The 23,954-nt window shown below is 74.7% G+C and carries 20 protein-coding genes; 13 read left to right on the top strand and 7 right to left on the bottom strand.

Features of this window, described 5'->3' with window-relative positions; translation table 11 throughout:
* Together FHX44_RS01790 and FHX44_RS01785 are read right to left on the bottom strand one after the other, a co-directional pair.
* Positions 1 to 456, bottom strand: coding sequence for a ferritin-like domain-containing protein (locus tag FHX44_RS01790; protein WP_147253848.1), 456 nt, complete (start codon positions 454 to 456; stop codon positions 1 to 3).
* Entirely contained in the window at positions 453 to 911 is a 459-nt protein-coding gene (locus tag FHX44_RS01785; protein ID WP_147253847.1) for a hypothetical protein, read from the bottom strand. The genes FHX44_RS01790 and FHX44_RS01785 overlap by 4 nt, the downstream gene beginning before the upstream one ends.
* Before the next feature lie 237 nt (positions 912 to 1,148).
* Between FHX44_RS01785 and rimP the strand changes: the two genes are divergently transcribed.
* The 11 genes from rimP to FHX44_RS01730 all read left to right on the top strand — a co-directional run bounded on the left by rimP (position 1,149) and on the right by FHX44_RS01730 (position 13,350).
* Positions 1,149 to 1,673 carry a ribosome maturation factor RimP gene (gene rimP / locus FHX44_RS01780; protein WP_147253846.1) on the top strand — a complete coding sequence of 175 codons (525 nt, stop codon included), beginning with the start codon at positions 1,149 to 1,151 and terminating at the stop codon, positions 1,671 to 1,673.
* Positions 1,670 to 2,689 carry a transcription termination factor NusA gene (gene nusA / locus FHX44_RS01775; RefSeq protein WP_147253845.1) on the top strand — a complete coding sequence of 340 codons (1,020 nt, stop codon included), beginning with the start codon at positions 1,670 to 1,672 and terminating at the stop codon, positions 2,687 to 2,689. Before rimP ends, nusA begins: the two co-directional genes overlap by 4 nt.
* A 161-nt stretch (positions 2,690 to 2,850) precedes the next feature.
* Complete coding sequence (locus FHX44_RS44110; RefSeq protein ID WP_425469102.1) at positions 2,851 to 3,120, top strand: YlxR family protein; 270 nt, start codon at positions 2,851 to 2,853, stop codon at positions 3,118 to 3,120.
* Between the two features lie 93 nt (positions 3,121 to 3,213).
* Positions 3,214 to 6,369, top strand: a complete 3,156-nt coding sequence (gene infB / locus FHX44_RS01765; protein ID WP_147253844.1) for a translation initiation factor IF-2 — start codon at positions 3,214 to 3,216, stop codon at positions 6,367 to 6,369.
* 51 nt (positions 6,370 to 6,420) lie between these two features.
* Positions 6,421 to 6,714, top strand: a complete 294-nt coding sequence (locus FHX44_RS01760) for a DUF503 domain-containing protein (RefSeq protein ID WP_147253843.1) — start codon at positions 6,421 to 6,423, stop codon at positions 6,712 to 6,714.
* Positions 6,715 to 6,738: 24 nt separating this feature from the next.
* Positions 6,739 to 7,191 carry a 30S ribosome-binding factor RbfA gene (rbfA, locus tag FHX44_RS01755; RefSeq protein ID WP_147253842.1) on the top strand — a complete coding sequence of 151 codons (453 nt, stop codon included), beginning with the start codon at positions 6,739 to 6,741 and terminating at the stop codon, positions 7,189 to 7,191.
* Positions 7,192 to 7,267: 76 nt separating this feature from the next.
* Positions 7,268 to 8,236 (top strand): DHH family phosphoesterase, encoded by a 969-nt coding sequence (locus FHX44_RS01750; protein ID WP_246170153.1) that lies wholly within the window; start codon positions 7,268 to 7,270, stop codon positions 8,234 to 8,236.
* A 1,430-nt stretch (positions 8,237 to 9,666) separates the two neighbouring features.
* The gene (locus FHX44_RS01745) at positions 9,667 to 10,293 is read left to right on the top strand and encodes a class I SAM-dependent methyltransferase (protein WP_212612292.1); all 627 of its coding nucleotides are present in this window, start codon (positions 9,667 to 9,669) and stop codon (positions 10,291 to 10,293) included.
* Positions 10,290 to 11,633, top strand: coding sequence for an MATE family efflux transporter (locus FHX44_RS01740; protein WP_147253841.1), 1,344 nt, complete (start codon positions 10,290 to 10,292; stop codon positions 11,631 to 11,633). The genes FHX44_RS01745 and FHX44_RS01740 overlap by 4 nt, the downstream gene beginning before the upstream one ends.
* A gap of 82 nt (positions 11,634 to 11,715) precedes the next feature.
* Positions 11,716 to 11,868 (top strand): hypothetical protein, encoded by a 153-nt coding sequence (locus FHX44_RS01735; protein WP_246170152.1) that lies wholly within the window; start codon positions 11,716 to 11,718, stop codon positions 11,866 to 11,868.
* Between the two features lie 69 nt (positions 11,869 to 11,937).
* Positions 11,938 to 13,350 (top strand): MFS transporter, encoded by a 1,413-nt coding sequence (locus tag FHX44_RS01730; RefSeq protein ID WP_147253839.1) that lies wholly within the window; start codon positions 11,938 to 11,940, stop codon positions 13,348 to 13,350.
* Positions 13,351 to 13,353: 3 nt separating this feature from the next.
* Here the strand turns inward: FHX44_RS01730 and FHX44_RS01725 are convergent, their stop codons facing one another.
* Positions 13,354 to 15,087 carry an ABC-F family ATP-binding cassette domain-containing protein gene (locus FHX44_RS01725; protein WP_147253838.1) on the bottom strand — a complete coding sequence of 578 codons (1,734 nt, stop codon included), beginning with the start codon at positions 15,085 to 15,087 and terminating at the stop codon, positions 13,354 to 13,356.
* 56 nt (positions 15,088 to 15,143) lie between these two features.
* The gene (locus FHX44_RS01720) at positions 15,144 to 15,929 is read right to left on the bottom strand and encodes a DUF5995 family protein (protein WP_147253837.1); all 786 of its coding nucleotides are present in this window, start codon (positions 15,927 to 15,929) and stop codon (positions 15,144 to 15,146) included.
* Between the two features lie 138 nt (positions 15,930 to 16,067).
* Between FHX44_RS01720 and FHX44_RS43735 the strand changes: the two genes are divergently transcribed.
* Entirely contained in the window at positions 16,068 to 19,034 is a 2,967-nt protein-coding gene (locus FHX44_RS43735) for a helix-turn-helix transcriptional regulator (protein ID WP_170308731.1), read from the top strand.
* Between the two features lie 10 nt (positions 19,035 to 19,044).
* On the opposite strand, the gene FHX44_RS01710 is transcribed toward FHX44_RS43735, so the two are convergent.
* On the bottom strand, positions 19,045 to 19,626 hold the full coding sequence (locus tag FHX44_RS01710; RefSeq protein WP_147253835.1) for an RNA polymerase sigma factor: 582 nt from the start codon (positions 19,624 to 19,626) through the stop codon (positions 19,045 to 19,047).
* Positions 19,627 to 19,841: 215 nt separating this feature from the next.
* Between FHX44_RS01710 and FHX44_RS01705 the strand changes: the two genes are divergently transcribed.
* Positions 19,842 to 20,507, top strand: coding sequence for a DUF5995 family protein (locus tag FHX44_RS01705; protein WP_147253834.1), 666 nt, complete (start codon positions 19,842 to 19,844; stop codon positions 20,505 to 20,507).
* Between the two features lie 49 nt (positions 20,508 to 20,556).
* Here FHX44_RS01705 and FHX44_RS01700 read toward each other — a convergent pair whose 3' ends face one another.
* Positions 20,557 to 22,281: an ABC transporter ATP-binding protein gene (locus FHX44_RS01700; protein ID WP_147253833.1), complete on the bottom strand. Its 1,725-nt coding sequence runs from the start codon at positions 22,279 to 22,281 to the stop codon at positions 20,557 to 20,559.
* Entirely contained in the window at positions 22,278 to 23,909 is a 1,632-nt protein-coding gene (locus tag FHX44_RS01695) for an ABC transporter transmembrane domain-containing protein (protein ID WP_147253832.1), read from the bottom strand. Before FHX44_RS01695 ends, FHX44_RS01700 begins: the two co-directional genes overlap by 4 nt.
* Positions 23,910 to 23,954 lie beyond the last annotated feature (45 nt).

Below are 23,954 nucleotides of genomic sequence, written 5' to 3'. Positions count from 1 at the left end.
TCAGGGCCTGCCGGGGAAGACCGGGATCGTGGGTGACTCGCCGACGGCGGCGCGCCAGCGAGCGCACCGCAGCGTTGCGGCGCTCAGGGTGTCCAGGGCGGCCTGGCGCAGCGCCCGGTCGCGGGAGCGTTCGAGCACCGACCGCCACGCGGCGAGCGCGTCGGTCTCGGCGACGACCGCGAGCCGGGCGGCCGACGCGGAGTCGGTCACCGGTCGCGGCGTCGCGTACGCGGGCTGGGCGGAGACCGGAGGTGCCCCGAGCTGGGTGAGGGTCTCCTCGACCTGGTTGCGCAGCTCGCGGTGTGCGTTCTCGTCCTCCCGGGCCCGCGTCGCATCGGCGCCGGAGAGGAAGGCGACGGCCAGCGCGTAGCACCAGATGGCCGCGTGCTCGGCCGCGAGCGCGTTCTGGAGCGCGGCGACGGCGGTCTCGTCGATCCGGGGATCGTCCGACGTCACGCGAGCACCTCGGCGTAGGTGTTGCAGCACGCGGCCACCGACGCGACGAGCCCGACCCGATCGGGCGGCATGCCGAGCGCGACCTGACCGGCGGCCCGCCCGGACGCCAGCACCGCCCGCTGCACCTCCGCGCGGCCCGGACGGCCGGTGGGCGCGGGAGGGGGCGTGGGGGTCGGGGTGGGCCGTTCCGGGCTCAGCCGGGCGATCTCTCCGTCGAGGGCGTCGGCGTGCTGTGTGCGCGCCTCGACGAGCGGCTGCAGCGCCGCGGCGAGGCCCTGGTCGGCCGCCACGGCGGCGGCCGCGAGCGCGGCGTCGGCGCGGGCGGCGTCGGCGAGTGCGATCAGCGGGTCGGGCTCGGTCGGCCCGGCCGCGCGGCCCAGCGCGCACCCGGCCACCGCAGGCGGGAGGAGCAGTAGACCGGCGAGCACGCGCCGCCGGCTCCACGGTGTGTCCATCTGCCTCCGCTCCGCTCCGGCGGGCTCGCGGGCCGCAGACCTCTCCGGCGGCTCACCCGCAGGATGGCGCCGGCACCGCTCCGCGTTCTCGTGCTGCGCTCGCCGGCCGCACATCCTGCCACCCGGTCCCGGGAACGCGGCCGGGTGCTGGGGGTGCACGCGGGGTAACGGCCCGCGTGGGTCCGTTCGGGGGCGCGATACCCTGACAGACCCACCCCGTTCGTAGGAGTAGACGCGATGCCCTCCCCCCGCCCCGCGCAGGATGCCGGGCCTCAGCCCGGCGATCTGCACGGCGTGCTGGCACCCCTCGTCGCGGACGCCGGGTTCGAGCTCGACCAGCTCGATGTCCGGGCCGCGGGCCGCCGCCACACCGTCAAGGTGGTGGTCGACTCCGACACGGGCGTCGGCCTGGACGACATCGCCGCCGTCTCCCGGGCGATCTCCGCCGAGCTGGACCGCCAGGAGCACCTCATCGGTGGCTCGTACACGCTGGAGGTCACCTCTCCGGGGGTCGACCGCCCGCTCACCGGGCCGCGGCACTGGCGGCGGGCCCACCTGCGCCAGGTGGCGGTCCGGCTGCACGACGGCACGTCGTTCACCGGTCGCGTGGGTGCGGCGGGCGAGGAGGCCGTCACGGTGCTCGTGGACGGGCGGCGGCGCGAGGTGCGCTACGCCGACGTTGCCCACGCGGGCGTGCAGGTGGAGTTCCGGCCTGCGCCGGAGCACGAGGTGGCGCTGCTGCAAGAGGAGGGGACGGCGTGAACGTCGACATCGCGGCGCTGCGCACCATCGAGCGCGAGAAGGACATCCCGTTCGAGACGGTCATCGAGGCCATCGAGACCGCGCTGCTCACGGCGTACAAGCACACCGACGGTCATCAGCCGCACGCGCGGATCGACATCGATCGCAAGACCGGTGCGGTGCGGGTGCTCGCCCAGGAGCTGGGTCCCGATGGCACCGTCGACACCGAGTGGGACGACACCCCCGAGGGCTTCGGGCGGATCGCTGCCACCACCGCGCGCCAGGTGATCGTGCAGCGGTTGCGCGACGCCGAGCACGAGCGCACCTACGGCGAGTTCGCGGCGAAGGAGGGTGAGGTCGTCGCCGGTGTCATCCAGCGCGACGCGCGCGCCAACGCCCGCGGCGTGGTGATCGTCCAGCTCTCCGGCGGCACCGAGGGTGTGCTCCCGCAGGCCGAGCAGGTGCCCGGCGAGCGGTACGAGCACGGCGAGCGGATCCGCTGCTACGTCGTGGGCGTCAGCCGGGGAATGCGCGGGACGCAGATCACGTTGAGCCGGACGCATCCCAACCTCGTGCGCAAGCTCTTCGCGCTCGAGGTCCCCGAGGTCGTCGACGGCTCGGTGGAGATCGTCGCGGTGGCGCGGGAGGCAGGACACCGCTCCAAGATCGCCGTCCGGTCCACCGTGCCCGGCGTCAACCCGAAGGGCGCGTGCATCGGCCCGGTGGGCGCCCGTGTACGCGGCGTGATGAGCGAGCTGGCCGGGGAGAAGATCGACATCATCGACTGGTCCGATGACCCGGCCACGTTCGTCGGGAACGCCCTCTCACCGTCGAAGGTGGTTTCGGTCACGGTGCTGGACGCGCGCACGAAGACCGCCCGGGTGGTCGTGCCGGACTTCCAGCTCTCGCTCGCCATCGGCAAGGAAGGGCAGAACGCCCGGTTGGCGGCCCGGCTCACCGGCTGGCGCATCGACATCCGCAGCGACGCCGACCCCCGCGGGGCCCTCGACGCGCCCGAGTCGGAGTCGGTCGGCTGAGGGGTCGAGCTGTTGGCGATGCAGGAGCGGGCGCAGGTGCTGCGCTACACTCCACACCGGCCCACCAACCGGGTCCGGCCCCCGCACGACCGGCCCCCGCACCGGATCAGCGATCCGTCGCGGGACCTGTCCGGACATGCATAGGTTGCCGGCGCCGGGATGTGGCCGACGGTCTGTTGAGGGTCGTCGTGGTGGACGGGGTGCTCATCCCGGACCCGCGGCGCAGGCTCCCCGGGCGTGGTGCATGGCTGCATCTCGCGTCGGAGTGCCTGGACCGTGCCGAGCGGCGCTCGGCGTTCCCGCGGGCGCTTCGCGTCCCGGGTCCGCTGGACCCCGCGCCGGTACGGGCCCACATCAGGGCGGTGTGCACGAACGGGGCTCGGGAGACACCCGAGTCCGACACGTCAGGAAGCAAGGTCGACCCGTCATGAGCCAGTCGTGAAGATCGCACCATGAACGTGCTTCGACACTAGGTTCGAGGTCGAGCGGGACAAGCCGCCCGGCCTCCGGAAACAAGGAGTGCAGTGGCAGGCAAGGCCCGCGTGCACGAGCTCGCCAAGGAGCTCGGAGTCAGCAGCAAGCAGGTCCTGAGCAAGTTGCAGGACCTCGGGGAGTACGTGAAGTCCCCGTCCTCGACCGTGGAGGCCCCGGTCGCCCGCAAGCTTCGTGAGTCGCTCGCCGGTGGCGGCGACTCCGGCGACCGTCGTCGCGGCGGCGGTGGCCGCCCGCGCCCGGGTGCCGGCGGCCCCACCCCCGGCAACGTCCCGCCCCGGTCCGGCGGCGGCCCGGTTCCCGGCCCGCCCCGCCCGCAGGAGCGCCCGGGTGCGCAGGGCCCGGCGCCGTCCTCCGAGCGGTCAACCGGCCCGCGTCCGGGACCCCGTCCCGGCCCGCCGCCCGCGGTGCCTCAGCCGGAGGCCCCGCGCAGCGAGCCCCAGATCCCGGCGCCCCAGAGCCCGGCAGCCCAGCAGCCGGAGACCCAGCGTCCCGAGACCCAGCGTCCCGAGACCCAGCGTCCCGAGACCCAGCGTCCCGAGACACAGCGTCCCGAGACACAGCGTCCCGAGACACAGCGTCCCGAGACACTGCGTCCGGCAGCCGCGGCGGGAGCGCCCACGGCGCCCGCGCCGGGGCAGCAGCGTCCGGGCCCCCGGCCCGGTCCGCGTCCCGGCCAGGCGCCCGGTCAGGAGCAGCGCCCCGCCGCCGCGGCCGACGCCCCCGGCGTCGTCCCGCCGCGCCCGGCCGCGCCGCGTCCCGGTCCGCGCACGCCGCGGGTCGGCAACAACCCGTTCGGCGTCGGCTCGGGCGCCCCGCCGCGTCCGCAGGCGCCGCGTCCCGGCCCGCCCGGTGGTGGGCAGGCCCCGAACCAGGGCGGCCAGGGGCAGGGCCAGGGCCAGGGCGGCCCGCGTCCCGGCGGTCCGCGTCCGCAGGGCCCGCGTAGCGGTGAGCCGGGTCGCGCCGGCCCGCGCCCGCCCTCGCCGGGCAACATGCCGCCGCGGCCCAACCCCGGCATGATGCCGGCTCGTCCGGCCGGCGGCCGCCCTGGTGGCGGTCCCGGCGGCGGTCGTGGTGGCCCTGGGGGCGGAGGTCGTCCCGGTGGTCCGGGCGGTCGTCCCGGTGGTGGCGGTCGTCCCGGTGGTGGCGGCGGCTTCCGGCCCGGTGGCGGCGGTCCCGGTGGCGGCGGAGCTCCCGCCGGTGGCGGCTTCCGCGGTGGTCCCGGTGGCGGTGGTCGTCCCGGTGGTGGCGGTCGCGGTCGCGGCGGTGCCGCGGGTGCGTTCGGCCGTCCCGGTGGTCCGGCGCGCAAGGGTCGCAAGTCGAAGCGGCAGAAGCGCCAGGAGTTCGACTCGATGCAGGCGCCGTCGGTCGGCGGCGTCCGCCTGCCCAAGGGCGACGGCCAGACCATCCGCCTGCCCCGCGGCGCGTCGCTCACCGACTTCGCCGAGAAGATCAACGCCAACCCGGCTTCGCTGGTGCAGGTGCTGTTCCACCTCGGTGAGATGGTGACGGCCACCCAGTCGGTCTCCGACGAGGTGCTCGAGCTGCTCGGCACCGAGATGAACTACGACGTCCAGGTCGTCAGCCCCGAGGAGGAGGACCGCGAGCTCCTCGACTCCTTCGACATCTCCTACGGCGAGAACGCCGGCACGGAGGAGGACCTGGAGTTCCGGCCGCCGGTCGTCACGATCATGGGTCACGTCGACCACGGCAAGACGCGCCTGCTGGACACGATCCGCAAGACCAACGTCCGCGAGGGCGAGGCCGGCGGCATCACCCAGCACATCGGCGCGTACCAGGTCGCCACGGAGCTCGACGGCAACGAGCGGTTGATCACCTTCATCGACACCCCGGGTCACGAGGCGTTCACCGCCATGCGTGCCCGCGGTGCGAAGTCCACGGACATCGCGGTGATCGTGGTCGCCGCCGACGACGGCGTGATGCCGCAGACGGTCGAGGCGATCAACCACGCCCAGGCCGCCGACGTGCCGATCGTCGTCGCGGTGAACAAGATCGACCTCGAGGGTGCCAACCCGGCGAAGATCCGCCAGCAGCTCACCGAGTACGGGCTGGTCGCGGAGGAGTACGGCGGCGACACGATGTTCGTCGACATCTCCGCGAGGCAGGGCACCAACATCGAGCAGCTGCTCGAGGCGATCCTGCTCACCGCCGACGCGGCGCTGGACCTGCGGGCCAACCCGAACATGGAGGCGCAGGGCGTCGCGATCGAGGCACACCTCGACCGCGGCCGCGGCCCGGTGGCCACCGTCCTGGTGCAGCGCGGCACGCTGCGCGTCGGCGACTCGATCGTCGCGGGCGACGCCTCCGGGCGCGTCCGGCGCATGCTCGACGAGTACGGCGACGACGTGACCGAGGCGCTGCCGTCTCGGCCGGTGCAGGTCATCGGGTTCACCTCGGTGGCAGGCGCGGGCGACACGTTCCTCGTCGTCGACGAGGACCGGGTGGCCCGCCAGATCGCCGACCGGCGCCGCGCCCGCGAGCGCAACGCCGAGCTGGCGAGCCGGCGCAAGCGCGTCAGCCTGGAGGACCTGGACGCCGCGCTCAAGGAGACCAGCCAGCTCAACCTGATCATCAAGGGTGACAACTCGGGTACCGTCGAGGCCCTCGAGGACGCGCTCCTGAAGATCGACGTGGGCGAGGAGGTCGAGCTCCGGGTGATCCACCGCGGTGTCGGTGGCATCACCGAGGGCGACGTCAACCTGGCCACGGCGTCCGACGCCATCGTCCTGGGCTTCAACGTCCGGGCCGAGGGCAAGGCCACCGAGCTCGCCAACCGCGAGGGCGTGGAGATCCGCTACTACACGGTGATCTACCAGGCCATCGAGGAGATCGAGCAGGCGCTCAAGGGCATGCTCAAGCCGGAGTACGAGGAGGTCGAGCTGGGCCGCGCCGAGGTCCGCGAGGTCTTCAAGTCCTCCCGGTTCGGCACGATCGCCGGTTCGCTGGTGATGTCCGGCGAGATCCGCCGCAACGCCCGCGGTCGCCTGCTGCGCGACAACGTCGTGATCGCCGAGAACCTGCCGATCAGCTCGCTGCGGCGGTTCAAGGACGACGTGGTCGAGGTCCGCGAGGGCTTCGAGTGCGGTTTCACGCTCGGCAACTACAGCGACATCAAGGTCGGCGACGTCGTCGAGACCTTCGAGATGCGCGAGAAGCCGAGGAGCTGACGGGACGCGGGGACCGGCCGGGTGCGGCCGGTCCCCGCTCGTCGGAGAACCATGTTCGTCGGAGCACTGGAGCTGGACGTCCTCCTCGGGGACGTCCATTCGCTCAAGCAGAAACGGTCGGTCATCCGGCCGGTGCTGGCAGAGCTGCGCCGCAAGTTCGAGGTGGCCGTCGCCGAGGCGGGCCATCTCGACCTGCACCGGCGTGCGCTGCTCGGCGTCAGCTGTGTCGCGGCCGAGTCCGGACACGTCACCGAGGTACTCGAGCGGTGCGAGCGGCTGGTCGCCGCCCGTCCCGAGCTCGAACTGCTCTCGGCCCGGCAGCGCATGCTGGGCCCTGAGGACTAGCACGATCCTGGGAGGGCTGTAGTTGTGGTGGACCACGCCCGCGCGCGGCGGCTGTCCAAGCGGATCACGCAGATCGTCGCGGCCGCTCTCGAGCACGAGGTCAAGGACCCGCGGCTGAAGATGGTGACCATCACCGACACCCGGGTCACGGGAGACCTCCGCGAAGCCACCGTGTACTACACGGTGCTCGGGGAGCGGGTGGACGACGACCCGGACACGGCAGGCGCCGCCGCGGCGCTCGCCAGCGCCACCGGCGTGCTGCGCTCGATGGTGGGCGCAGGCACCGGGATCCGGCACACCCCCTCGCTGGTGTTCGTGCCCGACCAGGTGCCGGAAACGGCACGCCACATGGAGGAGCTGCTCGCCCGCACCCGCGAGTCCGACGCCGAGGTCGCCCGGCTGGCGGCGTCGGCCCGCCCGGCGGGCGACCCGGACCCGTACCGGGTGCCACGGGAGCGCGACGGGGCAGACGAGTAGTGAGCGAGCTCGCGAGCGAACCAATAGGCACAGCAGCGCCGCGAACGCGGCCGACGAGCGGCGGCGAGGAGGACTCGTGAGCGGCGTCGCCACCGTGGGCGCTGCCGTGGCCGAGGCCGCGGCCGTCCTCGGCGAAGCGCGCGAGGTCACGCTCCTGGCCCACGTCGACCCGGACGCCGATGCACTCGGCAGCGCGTTGGCGCTCGGTATCGCGCTGCGCCGGCGGGGTGCCCGGGTGCAGGTGGCGTTCGCGTCGCCGGACCGGGTGCCCGAGTCCCTCCGACCGCTCGATGCGCTGGGACTCCTGGTCGCCCCGGCGGAGGTGAGCGGGGCGCCGGAGGTGCTCGTCAGCTGCGACGCCGCCGAGCCGCGGCGGCTCGGCTCGCTCGGCCGGTTGCTCGACACGGCAGCCTGCACGGTGATGCTCGACCACCACGCCACCAACCCCGGATTCGGCGACGTCCAGGTGCTCGATCCGGGCGCGGAGGCAACCGTGGTGATCGTGCACCGGGTGCTCGTCGAGATGGGCGCGCCGATCGACGCCGACGTCGCCCGGTGCCTCTACGCCGGGCTGGTCACCGACACCCGCGGCTTCCGGACCGCCGGACCCGCGGCGTACCGGCTCGCCGCCGAGCTGGTGGAGGCGGGCGCCGACCCGGCGACCCTCACCAGGTCGCTGATGGACTGCCACCCCTTCGCCTGGTTCGGCGGGCTCGCCGGCGCCCTCGGACGCGCGGTGCTCGAGCCGTCCGGGCTGCTGCACACCACGATCCCGCTCGCCGACGTGCGGCGGTACCGGTCCGAGGAGATCGACAGCGTCGTGGACGTGCTCCGCACGGCCGTGGAGGCCGAGGTGGTCGCCTCCGTCATGCAGATCGAGGAGCGGCGGTGGCGGGTGTCGCTCCGCTCCGCGGGCAGGGTCGACGTCGCCGTCGTCGCCACCGCGCTCGGCGGCGGCGGCCACGCGATGGCGGCCGGGTTCACCCGCGACGGCACCGAGCAGGAAGTCCTGGCGGCGATCCGCGCCGCGCTGACGACCGAGTAGTGCTCCGGCTGTCGATCGTTGTGCCCGTGTGTGCAGGGCTTCCGGCGCTGGCGTCGTCGCGCTGGGCGGGTTGTCGGGAGGATCTGACCTCCGGTTTGCGCGCCGAGCCGTTCACGGCCGGATCCGGGTGCGTTCCGCGGAACTCATCCGGTGGCGCCGTGCGGCCGAGCCGTCTCGTGGGCGCGCCGTTCCCGGCTCGGGCCGCACTGCCCTGCGCGCCGGCTGGGGGCTGCTGTCGCATCGATCCGGTTCGCCCCGAGCCCTCACCTGTGCGAGGTGATCGGGTTGGGTTCACTACCGAGCCCCGGGGTTGCGTGGGTGGCCGTCCCCGACCCGGGGGCACGCCCGTTCGGGGACGAGATCGCTGCGGTCGGGTGCCACGCGACTGGCTGTGGTCCCGTTCCCACACCGGCCGTTCCCAGGAACTCGGGTGCATGATCGGCCGGATCGGGACGTGAGCTGCAGATCGAGCTGCGCTCGACCCCGGGCACCTGTCGTGATGGTCCGCCTGGTCGGTTTTCCGCTGGCTGCAGTGACGGCCATGTGCGACCGAAACGAGGGGTCAGCCGGGTCCCGAGGGTGGCGATCAAGGGCGGATGGTCGCTCTCGAAGATCAACTGGCCACCATCTCGCCTTGATCGCTGACGGCTCCTCGCGCCGATCAGGCAACGGCCTCCCGGTGCAGCCGATGTCCCGTTTCCGCTGCTCATGAGGGCCGGCCGCGGCCCGGATCCGGGGTGATCTCGCCGTGACTCGCCAGGGAAGGACCGGGGTGAGGGGTCGGGACCACCGCCGGTCGCGTCGCACCCGGCAGCGACGGTCTCGTCGCGAACGGGCGTGCCCCCAGGTCGGGGACGGCCGCCCACGCACCCCGGAGGTCGGTGGTGAACCCAACCCGATCACCTCGCACAGGTGAGGGGTGTGACACGAACCGCGGGACCACGCGAGAGACCCAGATGGTGGGCGAGCGCCGCGTGGCCCGGGCCGGGGACGGCGCGCCCACCGGAACCCCGCCGGACCAGGCCGACTCGATGGGGCCCGATCGACGGGCTGACCGCGCTCAGGCCCGGTGGGTGACCGGATGGCGCAATGGCCTCACCGGCCCAGGCGCGCATGATCCGAACTGTCGGTTGTCCATTGCTGCGCCCACGACCATGAGCACCCGCCACCGCGGATCATGAGCGCCAAGATCGCGAGCATCGGTTGCCCATGGCTGCCGCCACAGCCATAGCCAACCGATACTGCGGATCTTGGGGCTCGACCACTCCACACGAGGCTCGGCAGCAGCACCGACCGCCATCGCGTCCAGCCGCGGCGGGCGACGAACATCGTGCATGGTCACGTCGACGCCATCGGAACCGATCCGACGGACGCGCCGCTCGTCGAGGTGTCTACGGTGAGCAGAGCGATCGAACCGGAGGAAGGCCTGCATGACGTCCGACACCAGCCGCGCCGCCGGTGAGCGGTCCGCCCGCCGCGCGTTCATCGCCGCGGCGCTGCGCCGCCCGGCGACGATGGGCGCGATCGCGCCGAGCTCCCCGCGGCTCGGCGCCGTGCTCGCGTCGGTCGTGCCCCGCACCGGCGCGCCGGTGGTCGTCGAGCTGGGGCCGGGCACCGGCGCGGTGAGCGCGGTGATCGCGCAGAAGCTGCCGGAGGGCGCCCGGCACCTCGCCGTGGAGCTGGATCCCGACATGGTCGAGTTCCTGCGCCGCACCCACCCCGGCCTCGACGTCGTCCAGGGCAACGCCGCCGACCTCGGCAAGCTCCTGGCCGAGCGCGGGATCACAGAGGTCGACGCCGTCATCTGCGGGCTCCCGTGGGCGCTGTTCGACGACGCCACCCAGACCGCGCTGCTCGGTGAGATCAGCCGCGTGATCGGCGACCACGGCGCCTTCACCACGTTCGCCTACCTGCACGGGATGACGCTCGGGGCCGCCCGCCGGTTCCGGCGGCGCCTGCGCGACACCTTCGACGAGGTGCTGGTGAGCGCCACGGTCTGGCGCAACCTGCCCCCGGCGTTCGTCTACGTGTGTCGCCGTCCCCACCACGAGGGATGACCGGCGGGCCGGATCGCGTCCCTGCGCGGGAGGTGCTGCGGCTCGCCGCTCCCGCGCTCCCGGTGCTCGCCGCCGAACCGCTGTACCTGCTCGTCGACACCGCGGTGGTCGGTCGGCTCGGAGCGGTCGCCCTGGCGGGGCTCGCCGTGGCCGGGGTGGTGTTCGCCCAGGTCACGACCCAGATGAACTTCCTGTCGTACGGCACCACCTCGCGTACGGCCCGCCTCTACGGCGCCGGCCGGTCCGGCGAGGCCGTCGGGGAGGGGGTGCAGGCCACGTGGCTCGCGCTCGCCGTCGGGCTGCTGGTGCTCGGGGTCGGCCAGCTGGTCGCCCGGCCCGTCGCCGAGGCGCTGGGTGACGGCGGCGCGATCGCCGACGCCGCCACCTCGTGGCTGCGCGTGGCGTTGTGGGGGGCTCCGATGGTGCTCGTCACGCTCGCCGGCAACGGCTGGATGCGCGGCGTGCAGGACACCGTCCGCCCGCTGCGCTACGTGCTCGCGGGCAACGGGCTGTCGGCGGTGCTGTGCCCGCTGCTGGTGCACGGGGTAGGCGGGTGGGGAGGGCTCGGACTGGCCGGATCCGCGCTCGCGAACGTCACGGGCCAGGCGGTGGGGGCGACGCTGTTCCTGGTGGCGCTGGTGCGGGCGGCCCGGGCGGGCTCGGTGTCGCTGCGCCCCGCGCCCGCGGTGCTGCGCGCCCAGCTGGCCCTCGGGCGCGACCTGCTCGCCCGCAGCCTCGCGTTCCAGGCGTGCTTCCTGTCCGCCGCCGCCGTGGCCACCCGGTTCGGGGCCGCCACCGTCGCCGCCCACCAGATCGTGCTGCAGCTGTGGTTCTTCCAGGCGCTCGTGCTCGACGCGGTGGCGATCGCCGCCCAGGCGCTGGTCGGCGCCGCCCTCGGTTCGCCCGAGCGCGGCGCCGAGCGGGCCAGGGCGCTCGCCGGCCAGGTGACCCGCTACGGGATCGTGCTCGGGGTCGGCTTCGGAGTGCTGTTCGCGGCGCTGGCCGGAGTGCTGCCGCCGCTGTTCACGCCGGACCCCGCGGTGCTGGCGGCCGTGCCGGTGCCGTGGTGGTTCTTCACGGCGATGCAGCCGATCGCGGGCGTCGTGTTCGCCCTCGACGGCGTGCTCCTCGGTGCAGGCGACGCGGCGTTCCTGCGGACGTCCACGATCGTCGCTGCCGTGGTCGGGTTCCTCCCACTGATCTGGGCCTCGCTGGCGTTCGGCTGGGGGCTGGCCGGCATCTGGTCCGGACTGGCGCTCTTCATGGTGATCCGACTCGTCGCGGTGGGCCTGCGCGCCGGCGGGGGTCACTGGGCCGTGACGGGTGCGGTTCGCTCCTGAGTGTCGCTATGCCCGAAGGCGTCACGTGCGGTAGACAATGCAGCGCACGTCGTCATCCCTGCGGGCCACGGATCGGGTTTACGTGAAGAGAATCGTTGGACTCCTCGTGATCGCGCTGCTCGTGTTCTGGGTGTTCGTCGACCCGGACAGCGCGGCCGACACCGTGCAGGACATCGGCGCGCTCCTTCGCGAGGGGGCCGAGTCGGTGATCACGTTCTTCACCTCACTGGTCTGAGCGTCCGCAGCCGGCGTGCCCGGCGTCACCGTTGACCTGAACCGGGCTTCAACTCCTAGCGTCAGGGCCATGGACAGGACATCGGAGGCGGTTCCCGGCACCTGGCGCGAGCTGCTCGGCCCGCGCTACGTGCCCGTCGCCACCGTGCTCGCGGGTGGGGTGCTGCTCGAGGCGAGCAACGTCTACCTCACGACGAGCCTGCTCCCCACGATCGTCGCCGACATCGGTGGAGCCGAGTTCTACTCGTGGACGATGACGACCTTCCTCGTCGCGTCGGTCATCACGTCGATGCTGGTCAGCCGGACCCTCATGGCGCGCGGCGCCGTGGCCGCGTACGTCCTCGCGTTCGGCCTCTTCGCGGCGGGCTCCCTGATCAGCGCCGCCAGCCCGGTGATGGCAGGGCTCCTCATCGGGCGCGCCGTGCAGGGGCTGGGCGGCGGCCTGCTCGCCGGGCTCGGCTACGCGATGATCCAGCGCGCGCTGCCCGAGCGCCTGTGGGCCCGTGCGGCCGCGCTCGTGTCCGCGATGTGGGGTGTCGGGAACATCCTCGGCCCGACCGTCGGCGGGCTGTTCGGACAGCTGGACGCGTGGCGCGCCGCGTTCGTCGTGCTCGTCGTGGTGTCGGGGCTGCTGATCCTGCTGGTCAGCAGGGCGATTCCGGCCACCGGCCGGACGAAGGTGGAGGCTCCCGTGCCGGCCGGGTCGCTGGCGCTGCTCACGGCCTCGGTCGCCGCGGTGAGCCTGGCGAGCGTCGTGCCCGCCGGGGCGGCCACCGCGATCGCGCTGGCCGTCGGGGTCGGGCTCGGCGGGTGGTTCCTGCGCCACGAGCGGACCGCGCGGGTGCGGGTACTGCCCGAGGTCACCTACCGGGGCCGTTCGCGGCTGCGCTGGGTGTACGTGAGCGTCGGCGTGCTGGCGTTCGGCATCGGCACCGAGGCGTTCATCCCGCTGTTCGGGCAGGAGCTCGGCGGCATGGCCCCGCTGGCCGCGGGCTTCCTCGGCGCCGCACTCTCGCTGGGGTGGTCCGTGACGCAGATGGTCACCGCGAACGCCACCCGCCCGCGCGTCGTCCGCGCCCTGATCGTCGGCGGCCCGCTGCTGCTCGCGGCGGGGCTCGCCGGCTACGCCGTGGCGCAGCGGGAGCTGCCCGGGGGCGGCGTGATCGCGGTCTGGGTCGTCGCCCTGTTCGCCGCCGGCGCGGGGATCGGGCTGGCCTTCCCGCACCTCACGGTCGCCGCGATGGGCAGCAGCGACGACGAGGAGGAGGCCGCCAAGGCCTCCGCCGGGATCAACACCGTCTTCATCATCGCGAACGCCTTCAGCGCGGCCCTGGCCGGTGTGCTCGTGAACCTCGGTGCGCCGTCGCTGGTCACCTCGGCGCACTACCTGCTGTTCGGGTTCGCGGCCGTCGTCGTGCTGGGGGTGGCGCCGGCCCGGCTCGCGGCACGAGCGGTCCCGTCCGCCACGTCGACGCCGGTGTGAGCCCTACGGTGCGGGAGCCGCGGCGCGCTGCAGCGGCTCCCACACCGGTTCCGGCGTCTCCCGGACCTCACCGTCGCCCGTGAACAGCAGGAAGCGGTCGAATCCGCGGGTGAACCAGCGGTCGTGGGTGACCGCCAGCACGGTGCCCTCGAACACGGCGAGCGCCTGTTCGAGCGCCTCGGCCGAGGCGAGGTCGAGGTTGTCGGTGGGCTCGTCGAGCAGCAGCAGGGTGGCCCCCGACAGCTCCAGCAGCAGCACGAGGACCCGCGCCTGCTGGCCCCCGGAGAGGGTCTCGAACCGCTGCTCGGCCTGGCCGGCGAGCTCGTAGCGGGCGAGCGCCTTCATCGCGTCGCCGCGGGTCATGCCCGGGCGGTCGGCGTCGCCGCCGACGAGGACGTCGATCGGGGTGCACGCGGCGAGCTCGGGGCGGTCGTGGGTCTGGGAGAAGTGCCCGGGACGCACCCGGGCCCCGAGCCGGGCCACGCCCTCGTGCGCCACCGGCGCGAGCGCGAGCCCGCTGGCCGGAACGGTCCCCGGTTCCGGGTCCGTGCCCCCGCGGGCGAGCAGGCGCAGGAAGTGCGACTTGCCCGTGCCGTTGCCGCCCAGCACCGCCACCCGGTCGCCGAACCAGACCTCGAGGTCGAACGGGTACGTCAGCCCGTCGAGCTCGAGCTGCTCGCACACCACGGCGCGCTTGCCGGTGCGGGCCCCGCGCAGCCGCATCCGCACGTTCTGGTCGCGCGGTTTCTCCGGCGGTGGACCCGCCTCGAGGAACCTGGCGAGCCGGGTGCGCGCGGCCTGCAGCCGGGAGGACATGCCGTCGTTGTAGGCCGCCTTGGCCTTGTAGTACACGACGAGCCGCTCCAGCTTGGCCCGCTCCTCGTCCCAGCGGCGGCGCAGCTCGTCGAGCCGGTCGTGGCGGGCGACGCGGGCCGCGTGCCACGAGGCGAACCCGCCCGGGTGCACCCATGCTGTCCCCGGCGAGGCCCCACCTTGCTTCGCTGCGGCGGTGGCTCCCCGGAAGTGCGTTTGGGCCGAACCCGCCTCCACCGTGACCACCCGCTCCGCGGTGCGGGCCAGGAGCTCGCGGTCGTGGCTCACGTACAGCACGCTCTTGGGCGACTCGGCGAGGCGCTCCTCCAGCCAGCGCTTGCCGGGCACGTCGAGGAAGTTGTCCGGCTCGTCGAGCAGCAGGACCTCGTCCGGGCCGCGCAGCAGGAGCTCGAGGGCGAACCGCTTCTGCTCGCCGCCCGACAGCGTGGCGACGGGCCGGTCGCGCACCCGGTCCCACGGCAGGCCGAGCGCCGCGACGGCCGCCGTGTCGAACTCCACCTCGGCGCCGTACCCGCCGGCCTCGCCCCATGCGGCGAGCGCCTCGGCGTAACGCAGCTGGGAGCGTTCGCGCTCGTCCAGGGCGCGCTCGGCGGCGCGCAGCCGCTCACCGGCGGCGCGGATCGCCTGCGGGGCCAGCGACAGCGCGAGGTCGGTGAGGCTGCTCTCGTCGCTGATCGAGCCGATGAACTGGCGCATGACGCCGAGCCCGCCGCTGCGGGCGATGCTGCCGGATGTGGGGGTCAGCTCACCCGCGACCATCCGCAGCAGGGTGGTCTTGCCGGCGCCGTTCGGCCCGACGAGCGCGACCTTCGCCCCGTCCCCCACGCGGAAGGAGACGTCGGAGAAGAGCGTGCGCCCGTCGGGCAACCGGTGCTCGACGGCCATCGCCTCGATGTGACCCACCGGGCCATGGTGCTGGGGCGGGGCCGGCGGGTCGACCGGTTATCAGAACGGCTGTGTCAGAACGGGAGCGGCAGCCGGAGCACGCCTTCTCCCAGGAACGTCGCCATGGCGTCGAGCCTGCGCTCGGACGCCCTGCAGGCCTCCGGGGAGGCGCCCGCCTGCCACACCCGCCTCGCCTCGTCCCAGGCGAGATCGCGGGTGAACGTGACGACGAGGTCGGCGAGCCAGTTGGCCCCGACGTCCCACGGGGCGCCGTCCGGGCCTGCCGAGAATATCGAGTCCAGCTCCTCGCGCAGCCCGTCCATCTCGATCTCGAACACCCTGTTGATGAGGCGGTAGTCGTGGTACTGCTCGCTGTCCGGGGCGTCGCCGTCCGGCTCCACGTGCCGCCAGGCCGCGATGAGCGCGTGCGCGAGGTCGTAGTTGATGTGGGCGTTGACGCCGAGCACCGCGAAGTTCACCGGGGGCACCTTCGGGTCGCTGCGGTTGTCGAACAGCACCCGCCACACCCCGGGTGTGGTGTGGATGTCGGCGGCGTAGCGGCGCAGCGCCTGGAAGAACCGTTCGGCGAACTCGATGTCGAGCCGCACGAGGAACGGCGAGGACTTGAACTCGCCGCTGTCGACCATGTCGCCGACCCGGCGCGTGATGATGTGGTAGAGCTTCGTGAAGGCGGCGATGCCGTCGTTCTCGCCGAGCAGCGAGGTGCTCGCCGCGTAGTCCCGGATCTCCGCGAGCCGCTTGACCACCTCGGGGATCGACGTCGGCGGCGAGTCACCGGCCAGCTCGGCCAGGCGCTGCGTGCTCCCCGTCGACGCCGGCTCGTGGGCGATCTCTCCCATGGGCTACTCCTTTCGTCCCGGTCGAGGAGCACCTGCAGGCGCGCCTGATACGTCCTTCGATCATGTTCGTCGGTGGCCCGGCGAGCGTCACGGGGTGGCTTGGTCACGGAATCGACGGGGGCAGTAGCGTCACAGGACGTGACCGAGCGATGGCCCCAGCGCCCCTTGGTCGGCCGGGAGGAGGACCTCGGCGAGCTGCTGGCCGCGCTGGAAGCGGTGCGGCAGGGCCGGATGGCCACCGTCTTCCTCAGCGGAGACGCCGGGATCGGCAAGACCCGCCTCGTCCAGGAGCTCGTCGTCCGGGCGGAGCACGCCGGGGCGACCGTGCTCCTCGGCGCCGCCACCGACATCGCGGAGAGCCCGCCGTTCTGGCCAGTGGCCTCGGCGCTGCGCGCGCTGCTGCGGTCACCGCGGGGCGAGGACGTGCGCCGGCTGCTCGCCCCGTGGTCGGACCAACTGGACGAGCTGCTCGTGCTGCGCTCGGCGGTGCCCGCCCCGCTGGCGCGGGTGCAGACCCTGGAACTGCTGCATCGCGTCGTCCTGCGGCTGGCGCTCGAGTCGGTCCTGGTGCTCGTCGTCGAGGACGTGCAGTGGGCGGACCGCTCCACCCTCGACCTCATCGCCTACCTCGTGGCGAATCTCGCCGACGAGCGGCTGCTGCTCGTGGGGACCTACCGCGCGGAGCCGGGCGCGGAGGTCTCGGCACCCACCGCCGCCGCCCGCACGGTGATCCGCGAGCTCGCGCGGCACCGGCAGGTGCGCAGCGTCGAGCTGCCGCCGTTGCGCCGTGACGCCGTGGCCGAGCTGGTCGCCGCCGCGGAGCCCGGCCGCCCCGATCTCGTCGAGCTGGTGTGGATGCGATCGGCGGGTAACGCGTTCATCGCCGAGGAGACGCTGCGCGCCGCGGTCGACGGCGACCCCACCGCGCTGCCCACCACGCTGCGCGAGCTCGTGCTCTCGCGCCTCGGGCGGCTGTCCGCGCCTGCGTTGCGGACGGTGCGCGCGGTGGCGCTGGCCGACGGGCCGCTGCCGCACCGGCTGCTCGAGGCCGTGCTGGGTGGTGAACCGTGGCTGCTCGACGCCCTCCGCGAGGGGGTGGACGCCGGAGTTGTGGTCGTGGACGCCGCGGCCGACGGCTACCGGCTGCGGCACGGCCTGCTCACCGACGTGGTGGTGGGCGAGCTCCTGCCGGGGGAGCGGATGGACCTGCACCGCCGCTACGCCACCGCCCTGGAGACCGCATGGGCCCGCGAGCTGCCCGGCGTCGACGCCCGCCTGGCGCACCACTGGCACGGGGCGGGCGACCGGGAACGCGCCGCCGTCGCCGCGGTGGCGGCGGCCGCGGCGGCCGACCGGGTGCGCGGCTACGCGGAGGCGCACCGGCACTGGCTGCACGCCGCCCGGCTCGCCGGCGAGCTGGCCACCCCGCCCGTCCCACGGGTGGGCTGCCTGGAGCGCGCCGCCGAGGCCGCGCACCTGGCCGGGGACGCCGACCAGGCCGTCGCGCTGCTGGCCGAACGGCTCGACCTCCTCGAACCACCCGACGACCCGGGCGCCCACGACCTCGAGGCCGCCCTGCTCCACGCCCGCACGGGGCAGTACCTCGTGGCGGCGGGGCGCGGTGCGGAGGCCGCGGAGGCGTTCGGCCGGGCGACGGCCGCGCTCCCCGCGGATGGCGCTGAGCGGGAGCGGGCCGAGGTGCTCGGCGGCCACGCGTCGGCGCTGTGGACGGCGGGCGACTACGCCGCGGCACACGAGACCGCGGGGCGCGCCCTCGCACTCGCCCGCCGGATCGGCCTCGCCGTGCAGCAGGCGCGGGCGCTCGCGATGCTCGGCTTCGGCCTGGCCTACCTGCAGGATCCGGTGGCGGGCGAGGCGGCGCTGCGGGAGTCGATCGCGGTTGCCGAGCGGGCGGGCGAGCCCCTGGAGATCGCACGGGCCCACCGCAGCCTCGCCGAGCTGCTGTCCGGTCCGCTGAACGAGCTGGACCGGGGCATCGCGATCGCCAGGGCCGGCGCCGCCCGGGCCCGGGAGCTGGGGCTCGCGCGCAGCGCGGGAGCGGGCATGCTCGCCGTGGCCGCCAACGGCCTGTTCCGCATCGGGCGCTGGGACGAGGCCGACGAGACGATCGCCGAGGCCTGGGAGCTCGCCCCGGCCGGCGCCGAGGCGCTCGAGCTGCGCCTGGCGCGGGCCCGCCTGCACACCGGGCGCGGCCGTTTCGACGCGGCCGAGGACGACCTCGAGGCGGTGGACGCGCTGTCGGCCGCCACCGTGGGGCCGCGGTACCGGCTCCCGCTGCTGACGTTGTGGGCCGGGCTCGCGATGTGGAGGGAGCGACCCGACCGCGCGCTCGACCACGTCGCCGCCGGGCTCGACGTCGTGGAGCAGGGCTCCGACGACGTCTGGCTGGTGGCGCCGCTGGTCTGGCACGGTGCCCGCGCCCGTGCGGAGTGCACCCGGCTCGGGATGCAGCGGACCGACGACGGCACGGACGCCCGGCTGCGCCGGCACGCCGCCGACCTCGCGCGGATCGCGGCGTCGTCCGTGCCCGCGGTGCGCGAGCTCGTGCTCGGGTTCGTGGAGATGTGCACCGCCGAGGACGGGCGCGCCGCGGGGCGCTCCGACCCGCAGGCGTGGGAACGCGTGGCGGAGACCTGGCGGGCGAGCCTTCAGCCCTACCCGGCGACCTACGCCCACCTGCGGCGGGCGGAGGCACTGCTCGCCACGCGGGCGAACTCGGCCGAGGCGACCGACTCGCTGCGTCGCGCCGCGCAGACCGCGCGCGAGCTCGGCGCCATCCCGCTCCTCGCCGAGATCGCGGACCTGGCGGACCGGGCGCGGGTGCGCATCGACCCGCCGCAACCCGTGCCCGAACCGGCCCGGCCGGCCCTACCCGACGACGAGCTCGCCGCCCTCACCGCCCGCGAGCTGGAGGTGCTCACCGAGCTGGCCTGCGGCCGCACCAACCGGGAGATCGCGCAGCGGTTGTTCATCAGCGAGAAGACCGTCGGGGTCCACGTCAGCCGCATCTACGCGAAGCTCGACGTGCACAGCCGGGTGCAGGCCAGCGCCGTGCTGCTGCGCGCACGTCCACAGCTGCACTAGGAGGGCGCTCCTAGACACCCACGACGACGCCGGAGTCGAACGAGCGGCGTACGCGCTCGACGAGGCGGGCGCGGCTGGGGCCGAGGCTCCCGATCGGGATGCCGGTGGCTCGGGCGACCTCGGCGTAGGGGCGCGGCTCCTCGGCGAAGAGCTCCATCATGATCGTGCGCCCGCGCGGCGGGAGCGCCGCGACGATCCCCCAGAGCCGGGACACGGTGTCGGCGTCCACCACGCGGTCCTCCACGGCGCGGTTCGGGTCCGGCACCGCGTCCAGCTCGTCGGTGACGACCGCACGGCTCTCCCGCAGCATCCGCAGGCACTCCCGCGACGCCGTCGTGGCCAGCCAGCCGCCCAGCCTCTCCGGGTCGCGCAGCGAGTCCCGGTGCTCCACCAGCCGCAGCCACGTGCGCTGCTCGGCGTCGTGCGCGTCGGCGTCCTGCAGCCGGTAGGAGCGGACCACCGCGCTCACCAGACCCCGGTAGCGCTCGACGATCTCGGCCCAGGCCCGCTCGTCACCGCCGCCCGCCGACCGCAACAACTGCTCGTTGCCGGTGGCGGCGGTGGTGGACGGAACGGTCATCGGCGGGGTCATCGCGAACTCCTCGCAGTGGGCGGGGCGACGTGCCGCACCAGCCTCGGGGGAGCGTCGGGCCGTGTCGTCAGGTCAATGCCTTACGGCGCGCAGAAAACACGCTCTATATCGCGCGCCCGGGTATCTACGCGGGCGCGGGATGACTCTCCCCGTCGCCGGCGCCCACGCCGGAGGACCGGAGGCCGTCCGCGACGAGGCCTCGACGAGGAGGAACGGTGTTGGTGGCGATCGAGTCGGGGGCGGCCGAGTCGGGGGACCCGGACCGCCCGGGCGTCGTCGAGGCCGTGGCGCGGCTGCAGGAACGCGCCGACGCCGGTGTGCGCGGCCACGGGGCCGGCCCGGTGGGCAGGCTCCTGACCGCCGTCGCGGTCTGCGACGAGGCGCCCGCGCAGGACACCGAGTTCCGGGCCGTCCTCGTGGCGGAGCTGGCGCGGCGCTACCTGCGGGCCGTCCGCGCACATGCCAGGGGGAGCGGGACGCCACGGGTGTGGCACGTCCTGCTGGGCCGGTGGGAGGGCGGGTCGGGTGATCCGGCGCGCACCACGCTCGCGGGCGCCCACGCGCTCGTCTGCTTCGACCTCCCACCGGCCGTCGTAAGCGCCTGCACGCTGCTCGGCCGCGGTCCCGGGCCCGTCGAGCAGGCGGTGGTGCAGGCGGTGACCGCACAGATCGCGCGGCTCGCCAACGAGGCGGCTGCCTCCGACTCCCGTTCCGACGACGACGCCAGCGGCCTCGCCCTGCTGCTGTCGCGAAGCGAGTGCTGGCGCCAGGCCGAGCACCTGTGGACGCTGCGCGGCCGCCCGTCGGAGGCGGAGAAGGAACGTGCGGCGATGGACTGGCGCGCCGCGCTCGTGGCGCGGGCCCTGCTGGGAAGTCCCTGACCGACGAGGGGTCGTGAGCGGATGCGGGTGCCCGGGCACCCGCATCCGCTCACGGGGTGGTGCGGGGGGCGGCCCAGGCGGCCCAGAGCGCGGCGTAGCTGCCGCCCGCGGCGACGAGCTCGTCGTGCGGGCCGGACTCGACGATGCGGCCCTTGTCCAGCACGACCACGCGGTCGGCCGTGGCGGCCTGCGTGAGGCGGTGGGCGATCACCACGGCCGTGCGCCCGGCCAGCGCGGCCGCGGCGGCCCGTTCGAGCGTGCGGGCGCCCGCACTCCCGGCCTCGGCCGTGGCCTCGTCGAGCACGGCGACGGCCGGGTCGGCGAGCACCAGCCGGGCCAGCGCGAGCTGCTGGGCCCGGGTCGCGGAGAGCTCGTCGCCGCCGTCGCCCACCACGTCGGTGAGCCGCATCGGCGCCTCGACGGTCCTCAGCGCAGCCGCCAGCTCGTCGTCGGTCGCGTCCGGGCGGGCCATGCGCAGGTTGTCGGCCACCGTGCCGGCGAACACGTGCACCTCCTGCGTGACGAGGGCGACGTGCCGGCGCACGTCCGCGATGTCCCCGAGCGGCACGTCGCCGATCTCGACGGTGCCCGCGATGGGCCTGTGCACTCCGGCGAGGACCGCGCCGAGCGTGGTCTTGCCGGCACCGCTCGCGCCGACCACGGCCACCCGCTCCCCGGGCGCGACGTCGAGGTCCACACCGTGCAGCACCTCGGGGCCGCTGTCGTAGGCGTGCCGGATGCCGGTGAGCCGCACCCCTGCGTGCGCGGGGGTGCGCGGCTGCCGTGGGGCGGGCGGGGCCGGCATGTCGGCGACGCCGACCAGCCGGGCCAGCGCCGCGCCCGCCGACTGCGCCTCGTCGAGCAGGTAGAGCATGATCCCGATGGGGTCGAACAGCCGCAGGAAGTACAGGGCGGCGGCCGTGGCGGCGCCGACGGTGACGGTGTCGGCCCGGACCAGCCAGAAGCCGGTGACGAGGATGGCGAGCACGCCGAGCAGCTCGGCTCCGTTCATGGCGAGGCCGAACCGCCGCTCGGCGTCGGACGCGCGCATGGCCGCGTCGACGGCGGCGCGGGAGTGCCGGTCGATGCGGGCGAGCTGGGCCCCGCGGCGCCGGAAGGCGCGCACGGTGGCCGCGCCGCCGACGCCTGCCAGCAGCGACTGGGTGCGTTCGCCCTCGGCCCGCCGCTCCGCCGCGTAGAGCGGCCCCGACGCGCGCACGTACCAGCGCGAGATCAGGATCCAGATCGGCAGCGGCGTGAGCCCGGCGAGCGCGAGGCGCCAGTCGAGCACGGTGAGTCCGACGAGTGTGAGGCCCACGTCGAGCAGCGAGATCACGACCGTGGGGATCGCCCTGCGGATGCCCTCGGAGATCACCGAGATGTCCCCGCCGACGCGTTGCAGCAGGTCGCCGGTGCCGGCCCGCTCGACGTCGGCCAGCGGAACGTCGAGCGCGCGGCGCACGACGCGCTCGCGCAGCGTGGCGAGCACCTGTTCGCCCAGGCGCGCCACCAGGACCGAGCCGAGCGCCGAGAACACCGCGCGCGCGACGAGTGCGGCGAGGATGCCGAGCGCGAGGCCGTCGACCAGGCCCGTCGCGCCGCGGGCGATCACGGCGTCGACGATCCGGCCGAGCAGCGGCGGCACGACCAGCATCGCCACCGAGGCCGCGACCAGCGTGACGACGGTGCCGGCCAGCAGCACGCGGTGGGGCCTGACGAGGTCACCGAGTGCGCCTCGGGTGCGGGCGGGTGTCGCGATGGGGAGCACGGTCACGCGAGCACCGCCTGCCGGTAGCGCGCGTCGGCCACGAGCTCGGCGTGCGAGCCGGACGCGACGACGGCGCCGCGGTCCACCAGCAGCACGCGGTCGCAGCGGGCGAGCAGCGCGGGGCTGGACGCCACGACCACCGTGGTGCGCCCGGCCCGCAGGGTGGACACGCCCATGGCGATGCGGTGCTCCGTGGCGGCGTCGACGGCGGTGGTGGGGTCGTGCAGCACGAGCACGGGCGGGTGTTCGGCGAGCGCCCTGGCCAGCCCGATGCGCTGGCGTTGCCCGCCCGACAGCGTGCGCCCGCGCTCGCCCACGTCGCTGTCGAGCCCCTCCGGCAGCGTCTCCACCACCTCGTCGGCGGCCGCGGCGGCCAGCGCCGCGGGGTCGCGCCCGGTGTTGTCGGCCACCGTGCCCTCGAACAGCGTGGCCTCGTGCCGGGCGACGAGCACGGCCCGGCGGGCCTCGTCGAGCTCGACGTCCCGCAGGTCGGTGCCGTCCAGCCGCACGGGTGCATCGGCGTCGCGGGCGAGCGCGTCGAGCAGCGCGGCCGCGTCGGCCGCCTGCAGCGCGACGACGCCGACGTGCTCGCCCGGCGCGACGTCGACGGCGAGGCCGTCCAGCCGGACGCGCAGCGCGCCCTCCGGCCGGCTGGGAAGCGTGCCCGTGCCGTCCGTGACGGCGGGCGGTGCGGCCAGCACCGCGGCCACGCGGCGGGCCGAGCCGCGGGCGCGCGCGAGGATCGGGCCCAGCTCGGTGAGCCGTTCGAGCGGCCCGATCAGGAACTGCGCCAGCCCGACCCCGGCCACGAGCTCACCGATGCTGATGCTGCCCTCCAGCGCGAGTCGGCCGCCGACCCATGCCACGACCACGAGGAAGAGCCCGGTGATCACGTTGGTGGCCCCGAGGTAGCCGCCGGTCAGGTCGGCGGCGGCGAGCCGGGCGCGCAGCGCGGCGCGGCTCGCCGTGCGGTACGACTCGGCCGCGGCGTGCTCCGCGCCGATCCCCTTGATCACGCGCAGACCCGTGATCACGTCGGTGGCCACCGCGGTGGCCGCGGCGAGCGACTCCTGCTCGGCCTCGGCGCGTCCCACGAGCGGCCGGGCCAGCAGGCGCGAGGACAGCAGCACCAGCGGCACCCCGCCGAGCACCACGAGCCCCAGCACGACGGACGCGTCGAGCAGCACGACCGCCCCGCCCACGAGCGCGGCGAGCGTGGCGATGCCGCCCCAGACCACCCGGCACACCTCGCCCGCGCGGTCGGCGTCGGACCCGGCGGTGCTGACCAGCTCCCCGGATCGTCCCGGAGCCCCGCCCGCCGGGTGCAGCACCCTCGTGGCCATGTCCATCCGGACGCGGTGGGCCGCCATCCGCTCGGTGTACGCGCCCAGCCAGTAGCCCACGAACGCGCTCGAGGCGAGCACAACGAAGACCACCCCGACGACCACGAGCCACCGCAGCAGCGCGCCGGAATCGCGGCTCACGACCGCGAGATCGATCACCCAGCCGACCGTGACCGGCACCGCGGCCTCCGCGAGCTGGTGCAGCGACACGAGCAACGCCGCAGCGGCCAGCTCGCGCGGCCGGGCGCCCGCTCCGCGGCGCAGCACGTCGCCCGCCGTGGCTCGTTCCATGTGAGGCCCCCCTGACCTGCAGTCGGCGCCGACCGTATCCGGTGG

The organism is Pseudonocardia hierapolitana, assembly GCF_007994075.1.
In the GTDB taxonomy this organism is placed as follows: Bacteria; Actinomycetota; Actinomycetes; order Mycobacteriales; family Pseudonocardiaceae; genus Pseudonocardia; species Pseudonocardia hierapolitana.
Note: the sequence above shows the minus strand (reverse complement) of the source record. Positions and strands in the feature narration are given on the sequence as shown.

Coding starts and splice junctions, on each gene's coding strand:
- FHX44_RS01745 (WP_212612292.1), top strand. CDS start 9,667: ATGACGTCCGACACCAGCCGCGCCGCCGGTGAGCGGTCCGCCCGCCGC.
- FHX44_RS01785 (WP_147253847.1), bottom strand. CDS start 911: ATGGACACACCGTGGAGCCGGCGGCGCGTGCTCGCCGGTCTACTGCTC.
- FHX44_RS01730 (WP_147253839.1), top strand. CDS start 11,938: ATGGACAGGACATCGGAGGCGGTTCCCGGCACCTGGCGCGAGCTGCTC.
- rimP (WP_147253846.1), top strand. CDS start 1,149: ATGCCCTCCCCCCGCCCCGCGCAGGATGCCGGGCCTCAGCCCGGCGAT.
- FHX44_RS01740 (WP_147253841.1), top strand. CDS start 10,290: ATGACCGGCGGGCCGGATCGCGTCCCTGCGCGGGAGGTGCTGCGGCTC.
- FHX44_RS01760 (WP_147253843.1), top strand. CDS start 6,421: ATGTTCGTCGGAGCACTGGAGCTGGACGTCCTCCTCGGGGACGTCCAT.
- FHX44_RS01720 (WP_147253837.1), bottom strand. CDS start 15,929: ATGGGAGAGATCGCCCACGAGCCGGCGTCGACGGGGAGCACGCAGCGC.
- FHX44_RS01710 (WP_147253835.1), bottom strand. CDS start 19,626: ATGACCCCGCCGATGACCGTTCCGTCCACCACCGCCGCCACCGGCAAC.
- FHX44_RS01695 (WP_147253832.1), bottom strand. CDS start 23,909: ATGGAACGAGCCACGGCGGGCGACGTGCTGCGCCGCGGAGCGGGCGCC.